Genomic DNA, 21356 nt, shown 5'->3' with positions numbered 1-21356 from the left:
ACCATGAGACAAAGACTTATCAATAAAACAGAACCTCAGGAAGCTTCGTTACAAGGAGCAAGAATATCAGGAAGAAATGCAGTAGTTGCAGACGCCTCCGTTTCGCTACAATCTTTATTATTCGATTCAAAAATAAGCAAGGAAGACTGGATTGACGGATTAAAACATCATAGTAAAACGTTTACTAACCTTTTGCTAAATGACCAGATTGAAGAGTTCAATCAATATTTACGTTCTCAATTTGGTACAACCATTTCAGAGTTATCCGATAAAGCTTCTTTTAATGCTAAAAAAGGACTGACAGATATTGATTACCTCCCTATTCTACAGGATCTTTTACAGACCGCTGTACTCATTGAACACTCTACTATTCCGCCTTATCTTACCGCTTTGTATTCTATTCAAGATGGAACAAATGCGCTGGCTTCGCAGATCATCAGAAGTGTGGCTGTGGAAGAAATGCTTCACTTGATTATGGTTTGCAATGTTTTAAATGCGGTGAATATTCAACCCTCAGTCAACCAGTCGCAGAACTACCCTACTTACCCAATGAAATTACCTATGAATGTTGATTTCTATGTAGGTTTAGAAACATTCTCAAGCAATAGTATTGCAACATTTATCGCCATCGAAAGCCCAAGCAATCCTTTGGTAAAAGCTCCTGTATATGAGCAGGAAACTGAAGAGAGCGCATTATTTACCCAAAGAGTTGCTGTACATGAAAACAATTTCTGGACTCTTGAAAACATGAAAGCCTTCATTATGGAAAATGTACATACCATTGGTGAATATTATGATGTTTTATTCTTTTATATTGTTGTTTTCCAAATCATGGCCTATTACAAAGAGCATGGAAGTCTTCCTCAAAGTTTCGAGGATTTAAATACAGGTGGAATATTTACAGGTGATCCGGAAAAACAGATTCGTCCTGAGCAATATTACGGAAGTGGCGGAAAATTACATTCTGTGGAGGGATTGGATGGAGTAATCGCTGTTTTTCAAGAGATTAAAGGACAGGGTGAAGGGGCAGATGACTCGATCTTTGATGTTGATCCGTCTCAGTTTGAGGAAGGGGCGGAACTGGCACATTATTTCAGATTCAAGGAAATCTTCCATGAGCACTTCTATGTAGGAGGAAATTATAAGGCTTTCATGGATGAAAACGGCATGATGCCTGTAACAACTCCACCCAATGGAAAAGAGCTGAAAGTGGACTGGGATGCAGCATATCCTATGAAGCAAAATCCTAAGTTAAGTGATTATAAAGACAACAGCGAACTCTATGCACAAGGGCTCGAATTTAATAAAACATATAAACGATTATTGGATGCCATTCAAAGCGCTGTAGAGGGCAATCAGAGAGAGCTTGAAAAATCCATCATGTACATGTATGCATTAAAGGAACAGGCTGTAGGCTTACTGAAACAACCTCTGAATTCTCAAACCAATGCAGGCCCAACCTTTGAATACACCGAATTATAATTATAAAACGAATATATCATGCTAAAACGAATAAAAGAAAATCCTGAAGCAAGGGAGCAAATGTTCCTCAAAAGTACAGGTGAAAACCAGAAAGGAGTTCTGGAGAATTTAATGACCGGATATTCAAAACTGCTGATTGATGATCCCGTAAGGCCATTTAAAGAAGAAAACCTACAGGATATTGAAAACAATGTAGATTATGGAATCCTTGCGGCATTGAATGGAACATGGGTAAGCTATAACGTTAATTATAATAAAAATGTTGCTAATCCGTCGTTAGCAAGCGGAGTACACACTACCATCATGCCCTCTCCTGGTACAAATCCAGGCACCATTCCGGGTAAGTTTAGTTTTGACTGTGAAGAGTATATTGAAAAGCTGACATTTGACCTCGTTCCTGGTGGTGTTCGTAATCGTGGTGGGGCAAGTGAATTATTTTGTGGAGCTGTGAAATATGAACAAAGCATTAAAAGCGTAAATACGATAGAAGGGCAGTCTAATTTAAAATATACTCCTATTCATGAAGAAAATGGAATGTTTTTGTGGTTAAGTGATGTATACAATCATGCTGCAACCCAAGAATCCATTGAAAGAGACCGTGGTATTCATGCTTTTTCTGAGCAGGATTTTAAAGATTATGGTTATAAGGGAGAATACAGAAATGAACCTCTTGTTCAGATCTCAAAAGATGAGAATAATAAAAAGTATATTCTGTTAAGTGAACTCCAGGAAGGACAGGAATACTACGAAATTATTCCGGCCAAGGAATTAAAACCGAGAGCAGGGATTAACGGACCTTATTTCATCCCCGACTACTCTATCTCCCGAAGCGGCGTTATTCCCCACGGCAGTACTATTACCCTATTGGGCGATATCATCACAAAAAATGGACAATATCTCGTGAATGGTTTTCCCGAGTTCCCTTATGGAGACGCAGCCTGGGAAACCGACCACCTTGCTATCTCACGTACAATGGGTGGTGCCGGAGCAAGCTCGTGTAATCCTATTGACCTTGATCAACCTGCACCTGCCTGGGTACATGAGAAACTGAATGACATAAATGACCCTGGTGAAAATAAAATCTACACCCAGCGCATTATGGCAGATGACCTTTATCCTTATTCTGTACGCCCAGACCTCCGTCTTCGTGATACTTTAAGAGGACAAGAGGTGAAAAACTATGTTCATGTTAAAATGTCCTCAAAGATGAAGACAGGGGCACAAGGAGGTATTTTAAATGTCCCGTTTGTCAACCGTTTCGTTCCTACTGTTGAAGTGGATATGCACATGTGGATTGAAACCGTGGTGGAAGATGGCAAAGAGATTCTTCAGCTTCAATATGAACAAATTGTGTTCTTCGAATTTGATTTTGGTGATGATGGCGGTACTACAAGCTGGCCTCACATCCAGGTCAATACACTTCGTAAGCTTGAGGACATTCCTGAAGATCAAAGAAAGGTCATAGAAGAGCAATTCTTTGATAAAAAGCCAGACCTGACCGTTGTTGGAGATGCAACAAATCCGCCCGCCGGATGTCCTTATCATAAAGATTAAAAATCATCACGAATAATATAAAATTAAGAGGCAGCTACTTGCCTCTTATTTGATTTTTAAAGACTATTGACTCGCATTAGAGAGGTAGTTTTATGTAGAAACAATACAGATCATCTTTCTTTTAATATTTTTCACCCTCTATTTTTTTATGCGAAAAGCTTCCAATAATTAAATTATTACCCTGATAAACAACTGAATAGAAAAATACTGCAAAATTTTTTATTATTTTTAGACACTTAGTAGTGTCTTATTTTATATATTTGCACAAACTAAAAACCATTCTATATATTTTAACACTCGGTTGAGAAAAAAATTTTCGAATACTAAGGTAAAAGCACTAAATGTAGCAGCATCACTAGAAGTCTAATGATGCTGTTTTTAATTATCAAAAAAATACTCCTTACAAATACGAACAAGACACATTCAATAGTTGTTGTATTTCAATATTACAAATGGTCATAAGCCTGATCGATAAAAAAAGACACCGCTTTTTTGATACTGTTTCGTCCATCATCAGACGTGATATCCACACCACAAAAAATATTGCTATCCACAGAAGATCTTAAATTCAAATAATAAAGTCCCGAAACGATGATAGCCATAATCGCCCGAAAATCTTTTGAATTCTCTTTAAAATAAGGATCCATCATCAATTTGAATATATATTCTCCATTTTCTTCCTGAGTATCTGTCAGTTTTTTTAATGATTTTCTAGCTTCGGATAATCTCCAGAGTAATAGTTTTTGAGCCTCTTTGTTTTTATAGATATAATCAAATTGCGCATGCAGCATTTCTTCCATAAATAATTTCCCTCCGTCATCAATCCTAGGATTTATTTTTCCAACTTCTTCGGTTGTAATCTTACTCCAGTAATCTTTGGAACGAATATATTCATCCATAAGGCCATCCATCCCCCCAAAATAAGTATAAATCATTTTTTTATCAACCCCTGCTGTAGAAGCAATATCATTGATTTTTAGCCCTGCATGACCTTTGGTTTTTAGAATTTTTCCAACAGCATCCAAAAATTTTTTTTTACTGCGTTCCGTGTTCCGAATACTGCCTGCCGTTGATTTTCTTTCCATGGTGATACATTCAATTGTACAAGTTTAAGAAAATTTAATCATTTTAAACACTAGTTAGTGTCTTATTTTGTATATTTGCATCAACTAAGAACCATTCTATATATTTTTGAACACTATCTGGGTGAAAAAAAAATTTAAAAGAATTTCGAAACACTAAGGTAAAAACACTAAAAGCAACAGCATCACTAGATTTCTAATGATGCTGTTTTATTATTTAAAATAAGAGTCTTTTCCTTAATCTTCCTGCGAATTCAGGTTCTCATAGGTTTGTTCCACCATAAAAGATATTGCTCTTTTAACCCTTTCACGTCCTTCAGGGCTATTCATGTCCAGACCACAAAAAACACTTCCATTTACAGAAGCAAACATATTCAGATAATAAAGTCCGGAAACCATGATCGCCATAATGGCCCGAAAATCTGCTGAATTTCCTTTAAAATAGGGATGAAAAATATATTTAAAAATATGTTCTCCGTTTTCTTCCTGGGTATCAATTAATTTTTTTAATGACTTTCGGGGTTCAGATAAACTCCACAGCAATAACTTCTGGGCCTCCTTATTGGTGTAAACATAATCAAACTGAGAGAGCAGCATTTCTTTGATAAATGCTTCTCCACCGTCTTTTATATCCGGTAATAACTTGTCTGTTTTATCTGTTGTTGCATTAATCCAATAATCCTGTGACCTAATATACTCGTCTATGAGGCCATCCATCCCGCCAAAATAGGTATAGATCATCTTTTTATCTACCCCTGCTGTAGTAGCAATATCATTCACTTTTAATCCTGCATAACCCTTTGTTTTCAGAATTTTCCCAACCGCATCCAAGAATTTCTTTTTACTGCGTTCCTTGTTTCGGATACTGCCTGCTGCTGATTTTCTTTCCATGATTAAACATTCAATTATACAAGTTTATGAAATTTTTACTTATTTTAGACACTAAGGAGTGTCCTATTTCATATATTTGCACTAACTAAACCATTCTATCCATATAAAACACTATTTAGATTGAAAAAAACTATGACTAATTTTGATGATGACATGGTCTGTTTTAGATCCAAAAAATGCAGACATAAGAAAAGTGATAACCATTGAAATTTCCACTCCAAAGGGTATACAAATACTGAGATGAAAGCATTAATGAGCTTGTATTTCGTGTAGGAACAGCAACAATCTTAACATTGTATGAGTACTCTTTCGTTAAAAGGCTTCTAATATTAACATTCTTATTATAGAAACTAGTTATTAAAAATAATTCGGTTTATATATTTCAATATCAATATTTTTATCCTTATTCGATATTATAAAAACTAACAATCAATTTAAACAAATTAAATCATGAAGAAAATTTTGCTATTATGTGGTCTGGTATTCCTGACTGCATGCTCAAACCCAACAAGCAAAAAGTATAATGAGGCTACCTTGGCTGAAGACCTAAAAGAAATTGGGGAAAGCAAAAAGTGGAACGAACAGGATGCAGGATTATTTGCAGGATGGATGATAAGAGCTAAACTGAAAGGTGAATCTTTAGAAAACAAGACCTATCAGGGTATCCTAGATGAGGCGAAAAAATTTAAGGCTGAAGAAGAAGCGTTGGCAGCTAAGGCAAAAAAAGAAGCTGAAGTAAGAAAGCAAAAAATGAAAGAAGCTCTTATTGTGACCATCTTTGATAAAGAATATGTTCCAAGTAACTTTGAGGCCGGAAGATTAGATGATTACAACCTATTCAAATATGCCATTCAAAATAAATCTACAAAAGAAATAAAGGCAGCTAAAATCAGCTTCAAGATTTTTAATTCTTTGGGGGAACAGATTGGAGACTCTTATAGCATGGATTTTACAGATGACAGAATTGCAGGGAATGCAACTTTTAAGGGAGATGCTGCTTTTGACTATAATCAATTCTCTAATGAAGATAAAAAAATAGCTGCTGCAAAGCTGGAAGACTTAAGTTTTGACTTTGATGTTCAGAAAATTGTATATTCTGATGGTTCGATACTTGAATAACCGTTTTAATTAGGTTAGAACCAGCTTTATCAGTTTCAAATAAATTAATAATGAATAAGTTATGATTTTTAGAATTAATTTCCTTAATTTTGCACCCCGAAAATAGGGATTCAAATTATGAAAAGAGTTGGTGAGCACAGAAAGCTTCTTGGGGTTGACAAAAATGTAACTTTAAAAGAATTAAAGGTAATTTACAGAAATACGATGAAAGATTCGCATCCTGATAAATTTGTTAATGATGAAACTGGAAAACTGGAAGCTGAAGAAAAAAGCAAGGCTGTTATTGAAGCCTATCATTTTTTGGTAAGTATTAACCAGGAAACTCAGGAAAAATACAAGGAAGAATACACTGAGACGATAACAAAATCTAATATTCATGATTTCTATTTTGAAAAGCAGATTTTGAACATTCAGCATTTGAATGGAAAAATGTATGAATATCTGGGTGTACCAAGAAATACATATATAAAAATGGTCAATGCAGATTCCCCAAGCCGTTTTGCAAGAAGACATATCTATGGAAATTTTATCTACAGAAAGGCTGGTGAAGCTATGGAAGATTAATTTTTCATTCAAAAAACAAATAAAAAGACTTTCGGTTCACCCTGAAAGTCTTTTTTTATATAAAAATAAAGGCCAGAAAAAGCTGTTCCATTTCTTTCTTTCCATTTAGCTGAAAAAATATTATTTCTTATAATATTTTAAGTCATCATCTAAACTATTATATGAATTCAATTAGAATCCTATATTTCAATTAATTATCATTAAAAATTTTATTTTTAAAATACCTTATGGATGATGTATTGAATAAAATTCAATCATTATGATGGGAACCTTCTATTAAAATACGCTGATAATTGTTATAATTAAGCCTATATTTACCAAAATTTAAAATAATGAATTATAAGCTTGAGCTCAATACTCAAGAGCCTAACTCTAAAATTGTTTTTCACAACATCTTATTTGATGCATTCAAGATTAATGTTGTTGAAAGATTTATTGGGTCTATGAAGTCTCGTCCAACACTATGTGAAGTATTATTTAAAGTCAGAACTATAGACAATGAGCTCATTAAAAGAAAGGATGACAACATCAGGGTGAAGATTAAAGGAGATGATTTTGAAACCTATCAAAAATTAGCAAGGGTTTTGAGCTCTTATGAGTACAAAAATAAGCTAATCAATAGAAAAGATGCTGAGCAGAATTACGTTCATTTCATTTTGAGCCTGGTTATTGCTAATTATAATCTGAATTAATTTTCAGTAATTAAATTCTATGGCACGGGCTCAACGCTCGTGTCCCTCTTTTTATTTATTTTCTGTTTTCGTTTTATGATCCCCTGATTATTACATAATTTTCGGGATATTTTATTATGCTCTGCTCTTGAATTCATTTTATCGGAATATATTCACCCTTTGAAAACTGAAATTTTCAATTCATACAAATGAAATTGTTGAAGCATTCAAAACAATTATGGTAAGGGAACGTTCATGAATTCAAGGTAAAAACATGTTCCTACATTCATTGTACTCTCAACAGACACTTTCGCCCCTAAACGATCCGCTATTCTTTTTACAATAGACAAACCAATCCCGGCCCCTTCAAACGCTACCGTATTAGGCATTCTTCTGAAAATCTCAAAGATATCGGTTCCATTACTCAAATCTATCCCAATACCGTTATCACGGATTTCATAGATAACCGATAAATCTTTTCTATAGCCTTTAACTTCTACAAGGGGATTTTCTTTTTTGGAACTATATTTAACGGCGTTTCCAATAAGGTTTAAAAATATTTGATAAAGTAAGGTTCTCTCCCCTGGAATTTCTATTATTTCGCCAACAATATATTTAAGATTTTCACATCCATATTGCTTCTTCGTGTTTTCTAAAATATCAATGATTTTTCTTTGTGGATTAATCATTTCAAGCTCAAAATGAATATAGGTAGACTGAGAGAGTTCATACACCTTATCCATCATCTGTGTCATAAGTTGAGTTGAGTTAAGTATATTAACTGCCAGCCTATGGAATAGCTTGTTTTTATCGTCCTCACGATTAAGAATCATATCTGCTGACAGGTTAATCATTGCCAAAGGATTTTTAAGATCATGAGTCAGGATGTAACCAAAGGTATCCAGGGCACTATTCGAACGAATAAGTTCTCTGTTCAATTTGAAGATTTCGCCTCCTCTTTGGGCAATTGCCTGCTGTATAACGTATGCTATTTTTTCAAGAAAAGCAATTTCTCGTATTTTCCAGTTAATAGACTGGCCCTTGGTCATTTTTTTCCAGCTTTCAAAAGATGTTCTTGGGCTAGGATAAGAAATGTGGCTTCCCTCAGGTTTAACAAATAGTTTTTCCGGCTTTCCGGCCCACACTTCCTCAACAATATTTTCTTTTCGAAAAAGGTAAAGAAACCACTTATTACCAGGAAGTAAATTAACCCTAATCACTCCAGGAAAGCAAATATCATTATGATACTCTGGCGGCAAAGAATTAAATTGGTTTGTAGAGAATAGACTTTCTTCTTCCTTATCCAAAAGATAATGGTCTATTATTTCTATTCTATTTTTATCGGGCGTATCCCCTATATAACTTAGCCCTCCATTATACTTCACAACAATTCCGTCAGCAGCAACAATATCCATTATCTTAGGGGCATATTTTTTCAGAACTCCCTCAAAATCATGTTGCACTAAAAGCTCAGCTTTAAGATCACGCTCCACTGCTCCCATAATCTTATGGGCACTAATCAATTCTTTTTGATGTTCCAAAAGATGATAATTTACAGCATATTGCGTTAAGAAAGTACATAAATTTCTCTGTTCGAGATCAACATGTTTAGGTTCTGTATTTTGACAGGTTACCAACCCCCAAAGTTTTTCTTCAATTATAATTGAGAAACTGGCACTCGCATTGGTATTGGTATTTCGAAGATACTGCAGGTGTATAGGCGAAAAAGCCCTAAGACTACAATAAGTTAAGTCCAGTTGCTCAGGAGAGACTCCAAGGATATCAAATATTTCTCCATCTATATCTGCGGCATTTCGGGCAGGAAATTTTAAATACAACTCACGCGCCTGTACCGGAATATCAAATTCGGGATATCGATACGATAGAAAAGAAGGGAGGTTGTCATTTTTTGATTCCGCAATCACCTGTCCACTATTATCTTCAAGAAATTGATAAACCATTGCACGATCAAAACCTGTTATTTCTTTGATCAGATGGGTCAACGTCTGCCAACAATCTTCACTTCGCTCAAGTTCTTTGGCATAGGTATTCAAATCTGTTGATTTTACAACATATTCATTACGAATCTCAATTTCAAAAAATATTTTTTCATCAAATTGATAGATGCAGAGATCATATTCTTGATTGTGAATAGAAATCCTTTGTGTAAACCTTTTAAGCGGAACAGCTGTATGCTTCCTTATTTCAGTCATCATCCATTCGCCATCATCAACCATCAAACTCAGTAACTGATCTATTGTAAGTCCTAATATTTTATCAAATGAAAGCGTCGTAATTTCAGCCGAATTCCTGCTGACTGCAATACACATATCATCCTCAAAAACAAATAAATAACCAAAATACTGGATTTTTCCGCAAAGATGTATTTGCTCTTCATGACATCCAACCTGAAGCATAAATTTCCTATTTAAAAATAAAACTGTAATATTCAAAAATCTTTAAGAAAGCTATCATTAAGAACACCGATAAACACCCTGAATAAAAGATATCGAATATATTTACTAAAATACTAACTATAGCTAAAATACAGAAATTTATTTCTTCAATTGAAATCTTAACATCATTATCAGTAAAACTCAAGATGAATTTGAAAGCTTGATTGTTTATCGTTTTCAATTCTATTTCTATAAAATCACAAACAAAGTTGTAATAAAAAGATTCATTAATTCATTTTGCTTCAACATTATAATTTTCCATTTTTCTTTCAAAAACAACTATACACTTAAATCACTTAATTTTGATTTTTTAACAAAGAAAATTTAATAAAAAAGAATTTATCTAGTGAAATTTACACTTATTATCCACTTAATTTTATTCAATTTACATTGAAACAATACAAATATGAGACAGTATAACATTGAAATTATATGATCCCCAAGTTTGGAATTCCTTTATAGAAAGGCAATTCAGTTAATGTAGTATCTGTGTCGATATACCTAAATCTTAATTTACAAAAGAAAAAAAGTGAGAGCATCATTTTTTATCATAATTTTAATTCACACATGATAGATTATTTATTTTCTTAATCATTAAAAAAATTAATCAACATAAAACACCAACATTATGGAATTACACAAGAAAATTTTATTAGGATCATTTATTTCAATGGCTATAGTATCATGTAATACTACCAATGATACTATAGATGAAAAAATCCCACAGGACCAACAATTACTTTCAGCGCTACAAGCTACTCCTCAAGCAGACATCCCGGCGGGTTTCGAAAACACCCAAATGTGTAAAGATGTTTATCTTCCAGGTGAGGATTATATTCCCGGAACAACTTCAAAAGGCGCTGTTGTTACTAATAAAAAATGGACAAATGGCAGCGTTATCACTGTAGGTCTTTACGGAGGTAGTACTTACGTTCGCAACAAGGTGATACAATATGCCAAGGAATGGTCCAAATATGCCAATATTACTTTTAATTTTGTTACCACTGGAACGCCACAGATTCGCGTAACGTTCACATCTGGTGCCGGATCTTATTCATATATAGGTAAAGATGCTCTTAGTATAGCATCCAATAAAGAAACCATGAACTTTGGCTGGTTTACTGATAGTACAAGTGACACCGAATTCAGCAGAACAGTCATTCATGAATTTGGCCATGCTCTTGGGATGATTCATGAGCACCAGCACCCTTTAGCAGCTATTCCATGGGATAAGCCAAAAGTATATGCCTATTATGCAGGTGCTCCAAATTACTGGACTCAAGCCCAGGTAGATAATAACCTTTTTGCAAAATATTCAACTTCACAGACTCAATATAGTGCTTACGATAAGCAATCCATTATGCATTATAGCATCAGCTCAACGCTGACCACAAACGGATTCAGTGTTGGTAACAATACCGCTTTATCTGCAACAGACAAACAATTTATCGCCACAGTATATCCAAAATAAGAAATCCACTTATCTCAATAAGAGTCTACCCTGTGTTAAATCGGGGTAGACTTTGCTTTTGTTTATAATTGAACAAGATATATTTCCTGACTTATGTTCTTATCTTTACATCCAATGAATCGAGAAATATATAGAACTATATATCCTCTACACCAAATTAAAAAATGGAAATAAAATTATCATTGGCTAAGCTAAAAACAATCCCAATGAATGGTTAGAAATAAAAAAGCCCCTGAAAAGGAGCTAAAAGTGACCGCAGAAGGATTCGAACCCTCACTGTCGGAGCCGAAATCCGAAGTTCTATCCATTAAACTATGCAGCCGATGTATGAGTAATAAATGATAAGCAATCTATAGGATCACTTATCATTTATTATTTTATTCTGATGATTTAGAATGTGATCTTCACTCCTCCCAGAATTTGAGCACCAAGAACTTTATATCCTTTGTACGTCTGGTATTTTGAGCTTAGAAGATTATTTCCGAGTGCGAAAATACTGAAATTTTTGTGAATTTTATACTCTGCAGAAAGATTTAAATCAGCATAGCCACCAACTTTATCGTTGGTATTCTCTGTAGATTGGAAAATCATACCCGGATTCCCCACACCCTCTATTGCATAAGAGTTTGTTGTTCTGTCACTTGCAAAAATCCCTTTGAATCCTAACAACAATTTCTTGTCTAGCATAGTATATTTTGCACCAATGCTGGCATTCACTAACGGAACGTTATAAATATTGTCATAATTCTTTAAATTATACTTGGTGAACCTTACTTCCCCGTCAATAACTAAATTTTCAAGTGGGAAATACTGTACACTTCCTTTGATATCGCTCACATTTCCATCATCATATACTGCAGAAAATGTATTGGCAAAATCATAAGCAGAACGGTTCAGGGTATAGTTATTATCGAAAATATTATTTGCCTTAAAGAACATAATATCTCTCATCTTTCCAAAACCTGCAGAGAAGTCATATTTCAGAGTTTCATCGATGTCCCCTCTCAATCCTACATAAAAATGATATTTCGTTTCTGTTGGCTTTAAATACTGGTCAGATAGCGCATATGGATTTACTTGTAAAAGATCTCCGTAGGTATTAAGCTTCAAACCTCCATCTACCCCACCATAGAACTTGAATTCTTTAGCTGCAGCAACCTGAAACTCAGCTTGCGGAAACCAGTAGGTCTTATTGTTCTTCATTTGCTCCATCTGAATATTTGAGTTTTTAGCATTCAGGAATGAGAATGAAGACCCAAGCATCAAGTAAGATTCTCCTTTTCTAAAGGTCACCTTTGGAGCCAAATTGGTATTAAAGAAATTGGATGAGTTCTTATTTCCAATTTCAAAATCTGTCTTCACAGCTTCTAAACCTACTCCTAAATCAGCATTCAGATTGATACCTGATTTACCTAGTTCAACAGCATGTTTAGAGAGATTTGCAAGAATGGAAACTTGATTTTCCTGAGCATCAAAATGATCTTTTAGGAATGATGATTTTACTCTTACGTCATTTAAAATTTCATTGGAATAAAAATCATAGTACCCATTTACCTTAAACTGATTTACTTTTTGCTTCAAATCTACATCAGCAGCCGGTTCAAGGGCATAAATACCATAATAATTATAATTATTTAATCCATATTCAGCATTCAAATTGAATTTACCTTTTTCTCCATAAGAATTAAGGAAAGCCCCGATAGTTGCTGAAGTCTGCTTTGATTTCCAATCGTAATCTTTTTTAAGACCACTGGTTGAAAGCAAGTGAACATCTGCTCCTACTTCAATTTTGTTATCAAGCACCTTAGAAACATTTCCGTCTAACAAAATTTTCCCATAGTTACCCATTCCAAACTGAACATAGTTATTCTGCGCTGTTCCGTCGAATTTTGGAGCCACGTCCTCGCCCTGGATGGTAGAAGTTTTAAAGTCTGAAACCGCTGGAACATCCGTAATGGTATATTTCACAGGGTTCTGGGACTTCTCTTCCGGCGGATAGTTTTTAATGGTTTCCACAGAAGTCTTCTTCTTCTCGATCTTCTTCACTTCCGGTTCCCTCTTTTTATTAAGAACCAGTTTTTCCTCCTTGATCTGGGAAAACGCGAACTGCGAAACCCCTAAAAATAATATGGATAATAATTGAATTTTCTTGTTCATATTTTCTTTATTTGAAAAATATAACGGGATCTATTTATTGGAAGCTATATAATTTCCCAACAAAGCCTTCCCTGACTGTTTTGAAAAAGTTTTGCCTAATCTGAATATATTAAACAGCCAAAGGCTCTGATAAACTTTTAAATTGTATTGATAATTTTTCTTTGTATTCTTTTCGGCAATATCATAGCTGTAAGAAATATCATACGGAAACCCCGAGGGCATCAATCCTAGTGTAATCATACTTCCAATCATTGGATTTCCACAGAAAGGAGTACGGGTTGTCATAGGGTGTAATGTTATTTTTGCAGCGTTGGTACTGTCATCTACAATTTCATAAATTTTGGAATGTTTTAAAATATCAAACTCTTTCTTAAGATCCTTATTGGCAACAAAAGCTTTTTGCTTCGGGAAGTCTGCCTTTGCATTTCTATACTCTTTATCAGAAACAGTATAGGCAGGTATGCAGCTCCAAAGCGAAGCAGAAACTAAAAAAGAGTATATTGTTATTTTAAACACTTTCAATTCTTATTTCTTAATCTGTTTTTTAACTTCTTTTGCTTCTGCAATAATTTCAGGGAAATCCTTGTAGTTTGCAATGATCTGGTCACAGGTATAACTTGCTTGATAATTATCTTTCAACCCAATATAATTCTTAGCCATTAGCACCAATGCCTTAGCTCCCCAATATTCTTCTGAAGCATAATTATTCGCCAGCTTAAAGATGGTCTCATTAGAAGACTTGAATGCCTTTCCTTTATTCTGATAATAAGCCTTTGCATAGAATGCTTCTGCTGCTACAGAGGTATTGGACGATTTTTCAAGGGAAGTATAAGCAGACTGAGCGTCTTTATCCTTTCCTGAATTCATTAAGCTTCTTGCCTTGATCACTTTCGCCGTTTCAATTACAGCAGCCGAATTTTTAGAATTAGCGATTACCGCATTGGCTAATTTTTCAGCTTCAGAGAAGTTCTTTTCATCTGCATACAGCTTCATTAGCTCAACATTCGCGTAGTTCTTAATACTGATATTGGAAGAGTTTTTAATACCCTCCAGATACTTTTTCGCTTCAGTGGTATTTCCTTGCGTAATGAAGATTTGAGCTAAACGAGTTTGTGCGTCATCCTGGTAATCATTCTGAATTCCAGCAACTTCCTGCAAAACAAGTAAAGCTTTAGTTGAATTATTTGTTTGATAATAACTTTCTCCTAATTCATATTTAGCCTGATATAATCCCTCACCTGTTGGATTCTGTGTCAGATACTTTTCGTAGTAAGAAATAGCATTTTTATAATCTTTCTTCGCGAAATATTGTTTTCCGGTAGATAGGTTGATCTCATCAATTTCAGAAGCATCTACATTCACTCCGATATTTCTTGCAAAGTTTTCATATCCTGAAACATCACCGTTCTTCGTAAAGATTGGTTTTGCCGCCTGAACTATTTTGGTAGCGTAGGCTGTATTTTTATATTGTTCACCCAAGGACTTCAACTCAGAAAGAGCTTTATCATTCTGGTTTTGATCAATATAATTTTGAGCTCTGTAAATAGAAGCATTGGCAATCAAATCCTTATCTGAAGATGTTTTAATTACCTTTCCAAAATAATCATTGGAATTGGTAAAATCATCCTGAGCTGCATAGGCGGTTCCAATCTCGTATTGTGCATCATCATAATACTCGGAATCCGGATATTTCGATAAAAGATTTTTTAAGTTGTTGATTTTCGCCTGAGTATCTCCTTTAAATCCTAGGGCCATTGCTTTTTGATATACAGTATAATCTGTAGCATCCTCATTTTTGTCGTAGATGGCAATTGCTTCATTCAGATCATTATTGGCGTAGTGAATATCTGCGAGACGAAGCTCTGCATCATTTTTAAATTCAGGTTTCGGATTCGTCAGATACTGCTTGAAAAACGTTTGTGCCTGATCAAATTTCTTAGATTTAAAATAAGCATATCCTAAGTCATAGGGCAATTGCTGTTTTTCAGGGAAAGTCTCATTAAGAAGCTTTTCGTAACGAACAATGGCAGACGGATAGTTTCCTTTCTGGTAATATACCTGAGCAAGCCAATATAAGGCCCTGCTGTTAAACTCTTTATTGATATTAAATCCTAAACTTCTCAGGAAATATTTCTCAGCTTCATCATAATTCCCTTTATTGAATTCTTCCGTCCCTAATAAATACGAAACTTCCTGATCTACTTTATTGATCTCAGGAGTAGAGCCCTGCAGCTTGTCAATGGCATTCAATGTTTCTTTATAGTTTCCGGAATACAGGTATGATTTCACCAATAGCGATCTCATTTCTGAAGCATTGGATCCATTCTGATTATCGTTGATATAACTTTGAATAACAGTAGACGGATTTTCAAACGGGTTACCTATATCATATCCTAATTTGGCGTACTGCTCATGAGCCAGTTTTTTCACTTTCGCATCATAATCCATCTGGTAAGAAGAACGGAATGCAGAAAGAGCCTCCTGCTTTTTATCAACAGCTAAATAGGCATTTCCTAATTGATAATAAGCATTTTGTGATAATGCAGAATTGCTGTTAAGAAGCTGGTTATAATAAGAAACAGCTTCATCATACTTTTTAAGCTGTGCTGCAACGAATCCCATTTCATACAGATCATTTTCAGATGGATTCTGCTGTACATTCAGATAATCTTTCAGATGTGGATAGGCAGAAGTATAATCCCCTTTCATGAAGTAACTTTCTCCAATGATCTTGTGAACCTCTGCTTTATAGGATTCTGAAATATTTTCGTTCAATAATGTATTCCCTTCAGAAATAGCTTTGTCATAATTCTTGTCATTATAGTACATCTGTACATAATAAGGACGCACCAGTTTTGAAAACTTATCCTGATCCTTAACGGAATCAAAATACTGGAAAGCCTTATCATTTTGTCTGTTGCTGTAATACAAATGCCCAAGCATATAGGCAATGTCACCTTTTTGAGACTGATCAGCTGTTTTATAGGCCTCTTCAAGGGCATCGGTAGCACCTTTAGAATCTCCCATCATGAATTTTGCATATCCAAGCTTTAGGATGTACTGTGTATTCTCCTCTTTCGAAAGTTGATACTGGTTCACCTTTTTCAGGGTTTCCAGTGCTTTCTCAAAATCCTTTTTCGCCAGATAATAATCTGCCAAAGGAAGATTAGCCTGAGCAAAATAAGCAGAGTTTGGATATTCTTTCATGAAAGCAGTCAACCCATCCTCAGCATGATTTTTCTGAAGAATTACCCCTATCACATTGTCAAAAAACTGAGCCGCTTCCTTTTTCGAACGAGACAAATTCTGGTTATAGAAATATTGTCTTGCGTATTCGTATTGGGAAGCGTTGTATATTTTGGTCTGATAAAGGTTTTCAGCTAGATTGAATCTATAATTTTCTTTCTGTGTAAAATATTGTGACTGTTGAGCATCGGAAATTCCGAAGTATATGACCGCAGCCGCTAAAAGTATTTTTTTTGATTTCATTCTTCTCGTATAAGAAAATTAGTCTAAATAAGTTAACGAAAATATTAAAAACTTATTGTTTAAGCAAGTTTTAACAGATTTAATACCCTAAGATAAATATTTAACAATAATAAAAACATTTCACTATTGTTTGATAAATTTTATTAATTTCGTCTGATAAAATGTAAACAATTTTAGTAAACAGCTATCAAAAATATATTTTGACCTGATACTTTTTCAACAGCAGCTAAAAACATACCATAAACATACTGTAATATGAAATTTAAGATACTTTTAGCATTAATTTTTGTAAACCTGATGCAGGCACAAAAATTAAACTTTCCCCAAACAGCTGTAACAGACTCTACTATCATGGAACAGCAAATGCCCGGTCTTGCATTACAGGTGATCTCTCAACTTCAGTCCCAAAAGTACAGGCCTGAAAATAACGTAGATTTTTTAGACAATCTTTTCCGGCTACAAATTATTGCGAAAGACTATAAAGCATCAGCAATAACCCTCGCCCAATTCCGTAATGAATTTGCAGATCATAATATGGCTGGTTATAAATTTATAGAATATGAAGTATACAGCATGGCTAAATTATATGAAGCAGAGACTAAAACCTCTTTTCCTAATGCTATTCAAACTGCATTTAATGAAAAGTATGCAAGTCTTAATGAAAAACAGATTCCCAGAATCGACTTGTCACTTAACGGAGATGTTGTCAATTACAGAAAACTTTTCAAAAAGGCACTTGACAAACAAAAAGGAAAAGAGAGTATAGATTATGGTTCTGCCCTTGCTTTATGTAAAAGCTATCTCAACTATAAAACGTTTGCCAGCATTAAACCAACGATTATAAACCTGCTTAGAGTAAAAGATAAAGAAAGGTTTATTATTGAAAACAAAGATTTCAAGACAAAAAACGGAAATACCTTAACGATAACCGTTATTAGAAAAAAGGAAAACAAATCTCCTCTTCCGGTTATTCTTACCAATAATATTTATGCCGGAGCTAATGATAGTTTTTTCGGAAAAAGAGCAGCAATCTATAATTATGTAGGAGCAGTAGTGAACACCCGTGGCAAAAGAAACAGTAATGATGAGAACAATCCGTTTGAGCATGAATCTCAGGATATCTATGAAGTGATAGATTGGGTAAGCAAACAGCCATGGAGCAATGGAAAGGTAGGAATGATTGGTGGCAGCTATCTGGGATTCAGCCAATGGGCTGCTGTAAAAAATCTTCATCCTGCACTAAAAACAATTGTGCCACAGGTTGCAGTGGGAATCGGGATTGATTATCCTGCTCAGAACAATGTCTTTATGAGCTATATGCTAAGATGGATTCAATATGTTACCAATAATAAATATACGGATGAAGCTGACTTTAGTGATTTTCCAAAGTGGGATTCTATTAATACAAAATGGTATAAAAGTGGAAAATCATTCAGGTCATTAGATACCATCAGTGGTAAGCCCAGCAAGATATTCCAAAGATGGCTGGATCATCCCGGATATGATCAATATTGGCAAAAAATGGTTCCTTATAAAGAGGAATTTGCTAAAATAAACATCCCGATCTTAACGACAACGGGATATTATGATGATGACCAGATAGGTGCATTATATTACTTTAAGGAGCATCATAAATACAATAAAAATGCTGAGCACTATATGGTCATTGGCCCCTATAATCATGGCGGGGCACAAAGCTTTGGATTCACCTATGTAAATAACAGCCCCATTGATAAGGTTGCCAGAATAAGCATTGATGATCTTGCTTTTTCATGGTTTGATTATATTCTTAAAAATGGTAAAAAACCTGAAATTTTAAAAGATAAAATCAATTTTCAGGTAATGAATACCAATACATGGAAACATGTTCCTGTTCTAGACAAAATGCATACGTCTAATCTTAAATTTTATCTTCAGGATCACAAAAGCAATCCTTCGGTATTCAAAAAACCATCTCATGTAAGTTTTACCAAGCAAATTGTTGACTTCAAAGACCGAAGCTCTAAAGATTCTTATTATGTCATCAGTAAAAAAGACAGTATTAAAACAACCAATCTGGTCTATTTTGAGAGTGAAGTATTGGATAAGGATATTATTTTTAGTGGAAATCTTGCGGGATACTTCAATGTTTCCATTAATAAAAGGGATTTTGACACAGACACTTCCTTATATGAAATTCAACCAGATGGAAAGTCTTTTTTATTATCCAACCATTTGGTAAGGGCCAGCTATTCTAAAAATAATGAAGTACGCCAACTTCTTGAACCTAATAAAATTGAGCAGATTCCAATCAAGCAATCGATATTTATGAGTAAGAAGATCAAAAAGGGAAGCAAACTCCTTTTATTGGTGGGTGTCAACAAAAATTCGGCATGGCAGATCAATTATGGGACGGGCAAAGATGTAAGTGAAGAAACCATACAAGATTCCGGAGAACCTTTGGAAGTAAAATGGTATAATGACAGCTATGTGGAAATACCTGTTTATGAAGACTAAAGGCTTTTCGTTAAGTATTTTTACCTAAATGTTCTTAACGACTGTTAACATCAAAATAAAAAATCATTACATTTGTTTTTTTCAAATCAAATATAGTTATTGAATGAGTCAACTTTTTAGAAGAAAAATCTATTCGGATACAGACACATCGACAGGGCTTTTAAGAGTTTTAGGTGTATGGGACATTGTATTTTTTGGTATTGCGGCGATTATAGGAGCTGGAAGTTTCAGTAGTTTGGGAGAAGCCGTTTTTAGAGGTGGTCCCGGTGTTATCCTTCTATATTTGATTTGTGGTTTTGCCTGTGGGTTCACCGCTTTATGCTATGCAGAATTTGCCAGCAGAATTCCTACTGCAGGTTCTGCCTACACATATGCCTATGCCAGTTTTGGGGAGCTTATCGCCTGGGTAATCGGTTGGGCTCTGATTATGGAATATTCTTTCGGGAATATATACGTAGCCTTTTCCTGGTCGGATTATTTCACTAGTTTTTTAGGCCGTCTTGGAATGCATATTCCCGATTATCTGACCTGCAGCTATACTGAGGCAAGAAAAGCTTTTCAATATGGTTCCGAAAACAAAGAACTGCTAAGTGCATGGAATACAGCTCCGTTAATCGGAAGTTTGAAATTCATTGTAGATATTCCGGCATTGGTGATCAATGGTTTGATTACGTGGCTTTGCTTTGTAGGAGTAAAAGAAAGCAAAAACTTCAATAACTCTCTGGTTATCTTAAAATTAGGAGTAATTTTATTGGTTATTTTGGTTGGTTTTGCTTACATCAACACTGAAAACTGGACACCAATAAGTCCTACAACAGGAACACCCTCATTCATGCCAAATGGTTTTGCAGGTGTAATGAGTGCTGTGTCCGGAGTATTCTTCGCTTATATAGGATTTGATGCTTTAAGTGTACTTTCTGAGGAGACCAAAGATCCACAGAAGACCCTGCCCAAAGGAATGATCATCTCTCTTGTATTGTGTACAGTGATCTATATTGCTCTGACATTGGTATTAACAGGAATGGTAGATTATAAGAAATTTGACGGCGTGGGAGACCCGCTTTCGTTCATATTTGAAAAAACGAATGCTAATGTAGCCTGGATGGAGCTTGTAGTTTCCTTTGTTGCAATTGTGGCCATTACCACCGTATTATTGGTTTTCCAGATGGGACAGCCAAGAATCTGGTATGCAATGAGCCGTGACGGGCTGATGCCTCAGAGATTTCAGAAAGTACACCCAAAATATAAAACACCATCGTATGCGACTATTGTTACAGGGATTGTGGTAGGTATTCCTATCCTGTTTACAGATAAAACTTTTATCCTTGATTTTACAAGTATCGGAACTATTTTCGCATTTGTATTGGTGTGCGCCGGGGTACTTCTTCTTCCTGCCAAGGAAAAAATTAAAGGCAGATTCCACCTTCCTTATGTAAATGGTAAAATTATTTTTCCTGTTATTTTTATTGGGGGGCTAATTGCTTTTTATTATTGGCAACCGGAATTTTTCCAGACTCTTATGAACTGGGGAGATCCTAAAGAAGGAGAATTCAGAGCTTCTATTTTCTTCTTCATTATCATCAATCTGATCTTATGCGTTGTAACTTTCATTAAGAACTTATCATTAATTCCATTGATTGGATTAAGTTCATGTCTGTATCTTCTTACAGGAATGAGTCACGAGAATTGGTTCTGGTTCGGAATGTGGTTCCTGATCGGTATGGTAATTTACTTCTGTTACGGATACAAAAACAGTAAATTGGGAAAAGAATTAAAAAACAGCTAAATAAGTAGCAAATATAATTGCGGAAAGGCAAAATAGCAAAGAGGTTAAATCCGATGGAGAAACCGATTGGCTATTTTGCCTTTTTGCTTTTTTATCCTTTCGTAAAAATCGGCAGAATTATTGCTTTAACTTCAATAG

The 21356-nt window shown here is 34.8% G+C and carries 14 protein-coding genes and 1 tRNA gene; 8 read left to right on the top strand and 7 right to left on the bottom strand.

Annotated features, from left to right (window positions below):
• Positions 1-3: 3 nt before the first annotated feature.
• Positions 4-1482: a ferritin-like domain-containing protein gene (locus tag C7D53_RS06355; protein WP_106915509.1), complete on the top strand. Its 1479-nt coding sequence runs from the start codon at positions 4-6 to the stop codon at positions 1480-1482.
• Between the two features lie 18 nt (positions 1483-1500).
• Positions 1501-3036: a peroxidase, FMP-type gene (locus C7D53_RS06350; RefSeq protein ID WP_228422205.1), complete on the top strand. Its 1536-nt coding sequence runs from the start codon at positions 1501-1503 to the stop codon at positions 3034-3036.
• Between the two features lie 446 nt (positions 3037-3482).
• On the opposite strand, the gene C7D53_RS06345 is transcribed toward C7D53_RS06350, so the two are convergent.
• A complete protein-coding gene (locus C7D53_RS06345) occupies positions 3483-4121 on the bottom strand; it encodes a TetR/AcrR family transcriptional regulator (protein WP_106915508.1) in 639 nt (212 codons plus the stop codon).
• Positions 4122-4355: 234 nt separating this feature from the next.
• Positions 4356-5009 (bottom strand): TetR/AcrR family transcriptional regulator, encoded by a 654-nt coding sequence (locus C7D53_RS06340; protein WP_106915507.1) that lies wholly within the window; start codon positions 5007-5009, stop codon positions 4356-4358.
• A 450-nt stretch (positions 5010-5459) separates the two neighbouring features.
• On the opposite strand from C7D53_RS06340, the gene C7D53_RS06335 reads away from it, so the two are divergent.
• The 3 genes from C7D53_RS06335 to C7D53_RS06325 all read left to right on the top strand — a co-directional run bounded on the left by C7D53_RS06335 (position 5460) and on the right by C7D53_RS06325 (position 7384).
• Positions 5460-6128, top strand: a complete 669-nt coding sequence (locus C7D53_RS06335) for a hypothetical protein (protein WP_106915506.1) — start codon at positions 5460-5462, stop codon at positions 6126-6128.
• A 117-nt stretch (positions 6129-6245) separates the two neighbouring features.
• A complete protein-coding gene (locus C7D53_RS06330; RefSeq protein WP_106915505.1) occupies positions 6246-6692 on the top strand; it encodes a KTSC domain-containing protein in 447 nt (148 codons plus the stop codon).
• Between the two features lie 332 nt (positions 6693-7024).
• Positions 7025-7384: a prevent-host-death protein gene (locus C7D53_RS06325; RefSeq protein WP_106915504.1), complete on the top strand. Its 360-nt coding sequence runs from the start codon at positions 7025-7027 to the stop codon at positions 7382-7384.
• A gap of 215 nt (positions 7385-7599) precedes the next feature.
• On the opposite strand, the gene C7D53_RS06320 is transcribed toward C7D53_RS06325, so the two are convergent.
• Complete coding sequence (locus tag C7D53_RS06320; protein ID WP_106915503.1) at positions 7600-9780, bottom strand: ATP-binding protein; 2181 nt, start codon at positions 9778-9780, stop codon at positions 7600-7602.
• 667 nt (positions 9781-10447) lie between these two features.
• On the opposite strand from C7D53_RS06320, the gene C7D53_RS06315 reads away from it, so the two are divergent.
• Positions 10448-11290: a M12 family metallopeptidase gene (locus tag C7D53_RS06315; RefSeq protein ID WP_106915502.1), complete on the top strand. Its 843-nt coding sequence runs from the start codon at positions 10448-10450 to the stop codon at positions 11288-11290.
• 250 nt (positions 11291-11540) lie between these two features.
• On the opposite strand, the gene C7D53_RS06310 is transcribed toward C7D53_RS06315, so the two are convergent.
• The 4 genes from C7D53_RS06310 to C7D53_RS06295 form a co-directional block, all read right to left on the bottom strand.
• Positions 11541-11612: transfer RNA gene (locus tag C7D53_RS06310), tRNA-Arg, on the bottom strand.
• Positions 11613-11680: 68 nt separating this feature from the next.
• Positions 11681-13447 (bottom strand): TonB-dependent receptor, encoded by a 1767-nt coding sequence (locus tag C7D53_RS06305; protein ID WP_106915501.1) that lies wholly within the window; start codon positions 13445-13447, stop codon positions 11681-11683.
• A 30-nt stretch (positions 13448-13477) separates the two neighbouring features.
• Positions 13478-13963, bottom strand: coding sequence for a hypothetical protein (locus C7D53_RS06300; RefSeq protein WP_106915500.1), 486 nt, complete (start codon positions 13961-13963; stop codon positions 13478-13480).
• A 9-nt stretch (positions 13964-13972) separates the two neighbouring features.
• Positions 13973-16936 carry a tetratricopeptide repeat protein gene (locus C7D53_RS06295; protein WP_106915499.1) on the bottom strand — a complete coding sequence of 988 codons (2964 nt, stop codon included), beginning with the start codon at positions 16934-16936 and terminating at the stop codon, positions 13973-13975.
• A 255-nt stretch (positions 16937-17191) separates the two neighbouring features.
• Between C7D53_RS06295 and C7D53_RS06290 the strand changes: the two genes are divergently transcribed.
• Entirely contained in the window at positions 17192-19432 is a 2241-nt protein-coding gene (locus tag C7D53_RS06290) for a CocE/NonD family hydrolase (RefSeq protein ID WP_106915498.1), read from the top strand.
• A 103-nt stretch (positions 19433-19535) separates the two neighbouring features.
• Entirely contained in the window at positions 19536-21218 is a 1683-nt protein-coding gene (locus C7D53_RS06285) for an APC family permease (protein ID WP_106915497.1), read from the top strand.
• Positions 21219-21356: the final 138 nt, after the last annotated feature.

Source organism: Chryseobacterium aurantiacum, from assembly GCF_003020585.1.
Taxonomy (GTDB): Bacteria; Bacteroidota; Bacteroidia; order Flavobacteriales; family Weeksellaceae; genus Chryseobacterium; species Chryseobacterium aurantiacum.
Note: the sequence above shows the minus strand (reverse complement) of the source record. Positions and strands in the feature narration are given on the sequence as shown.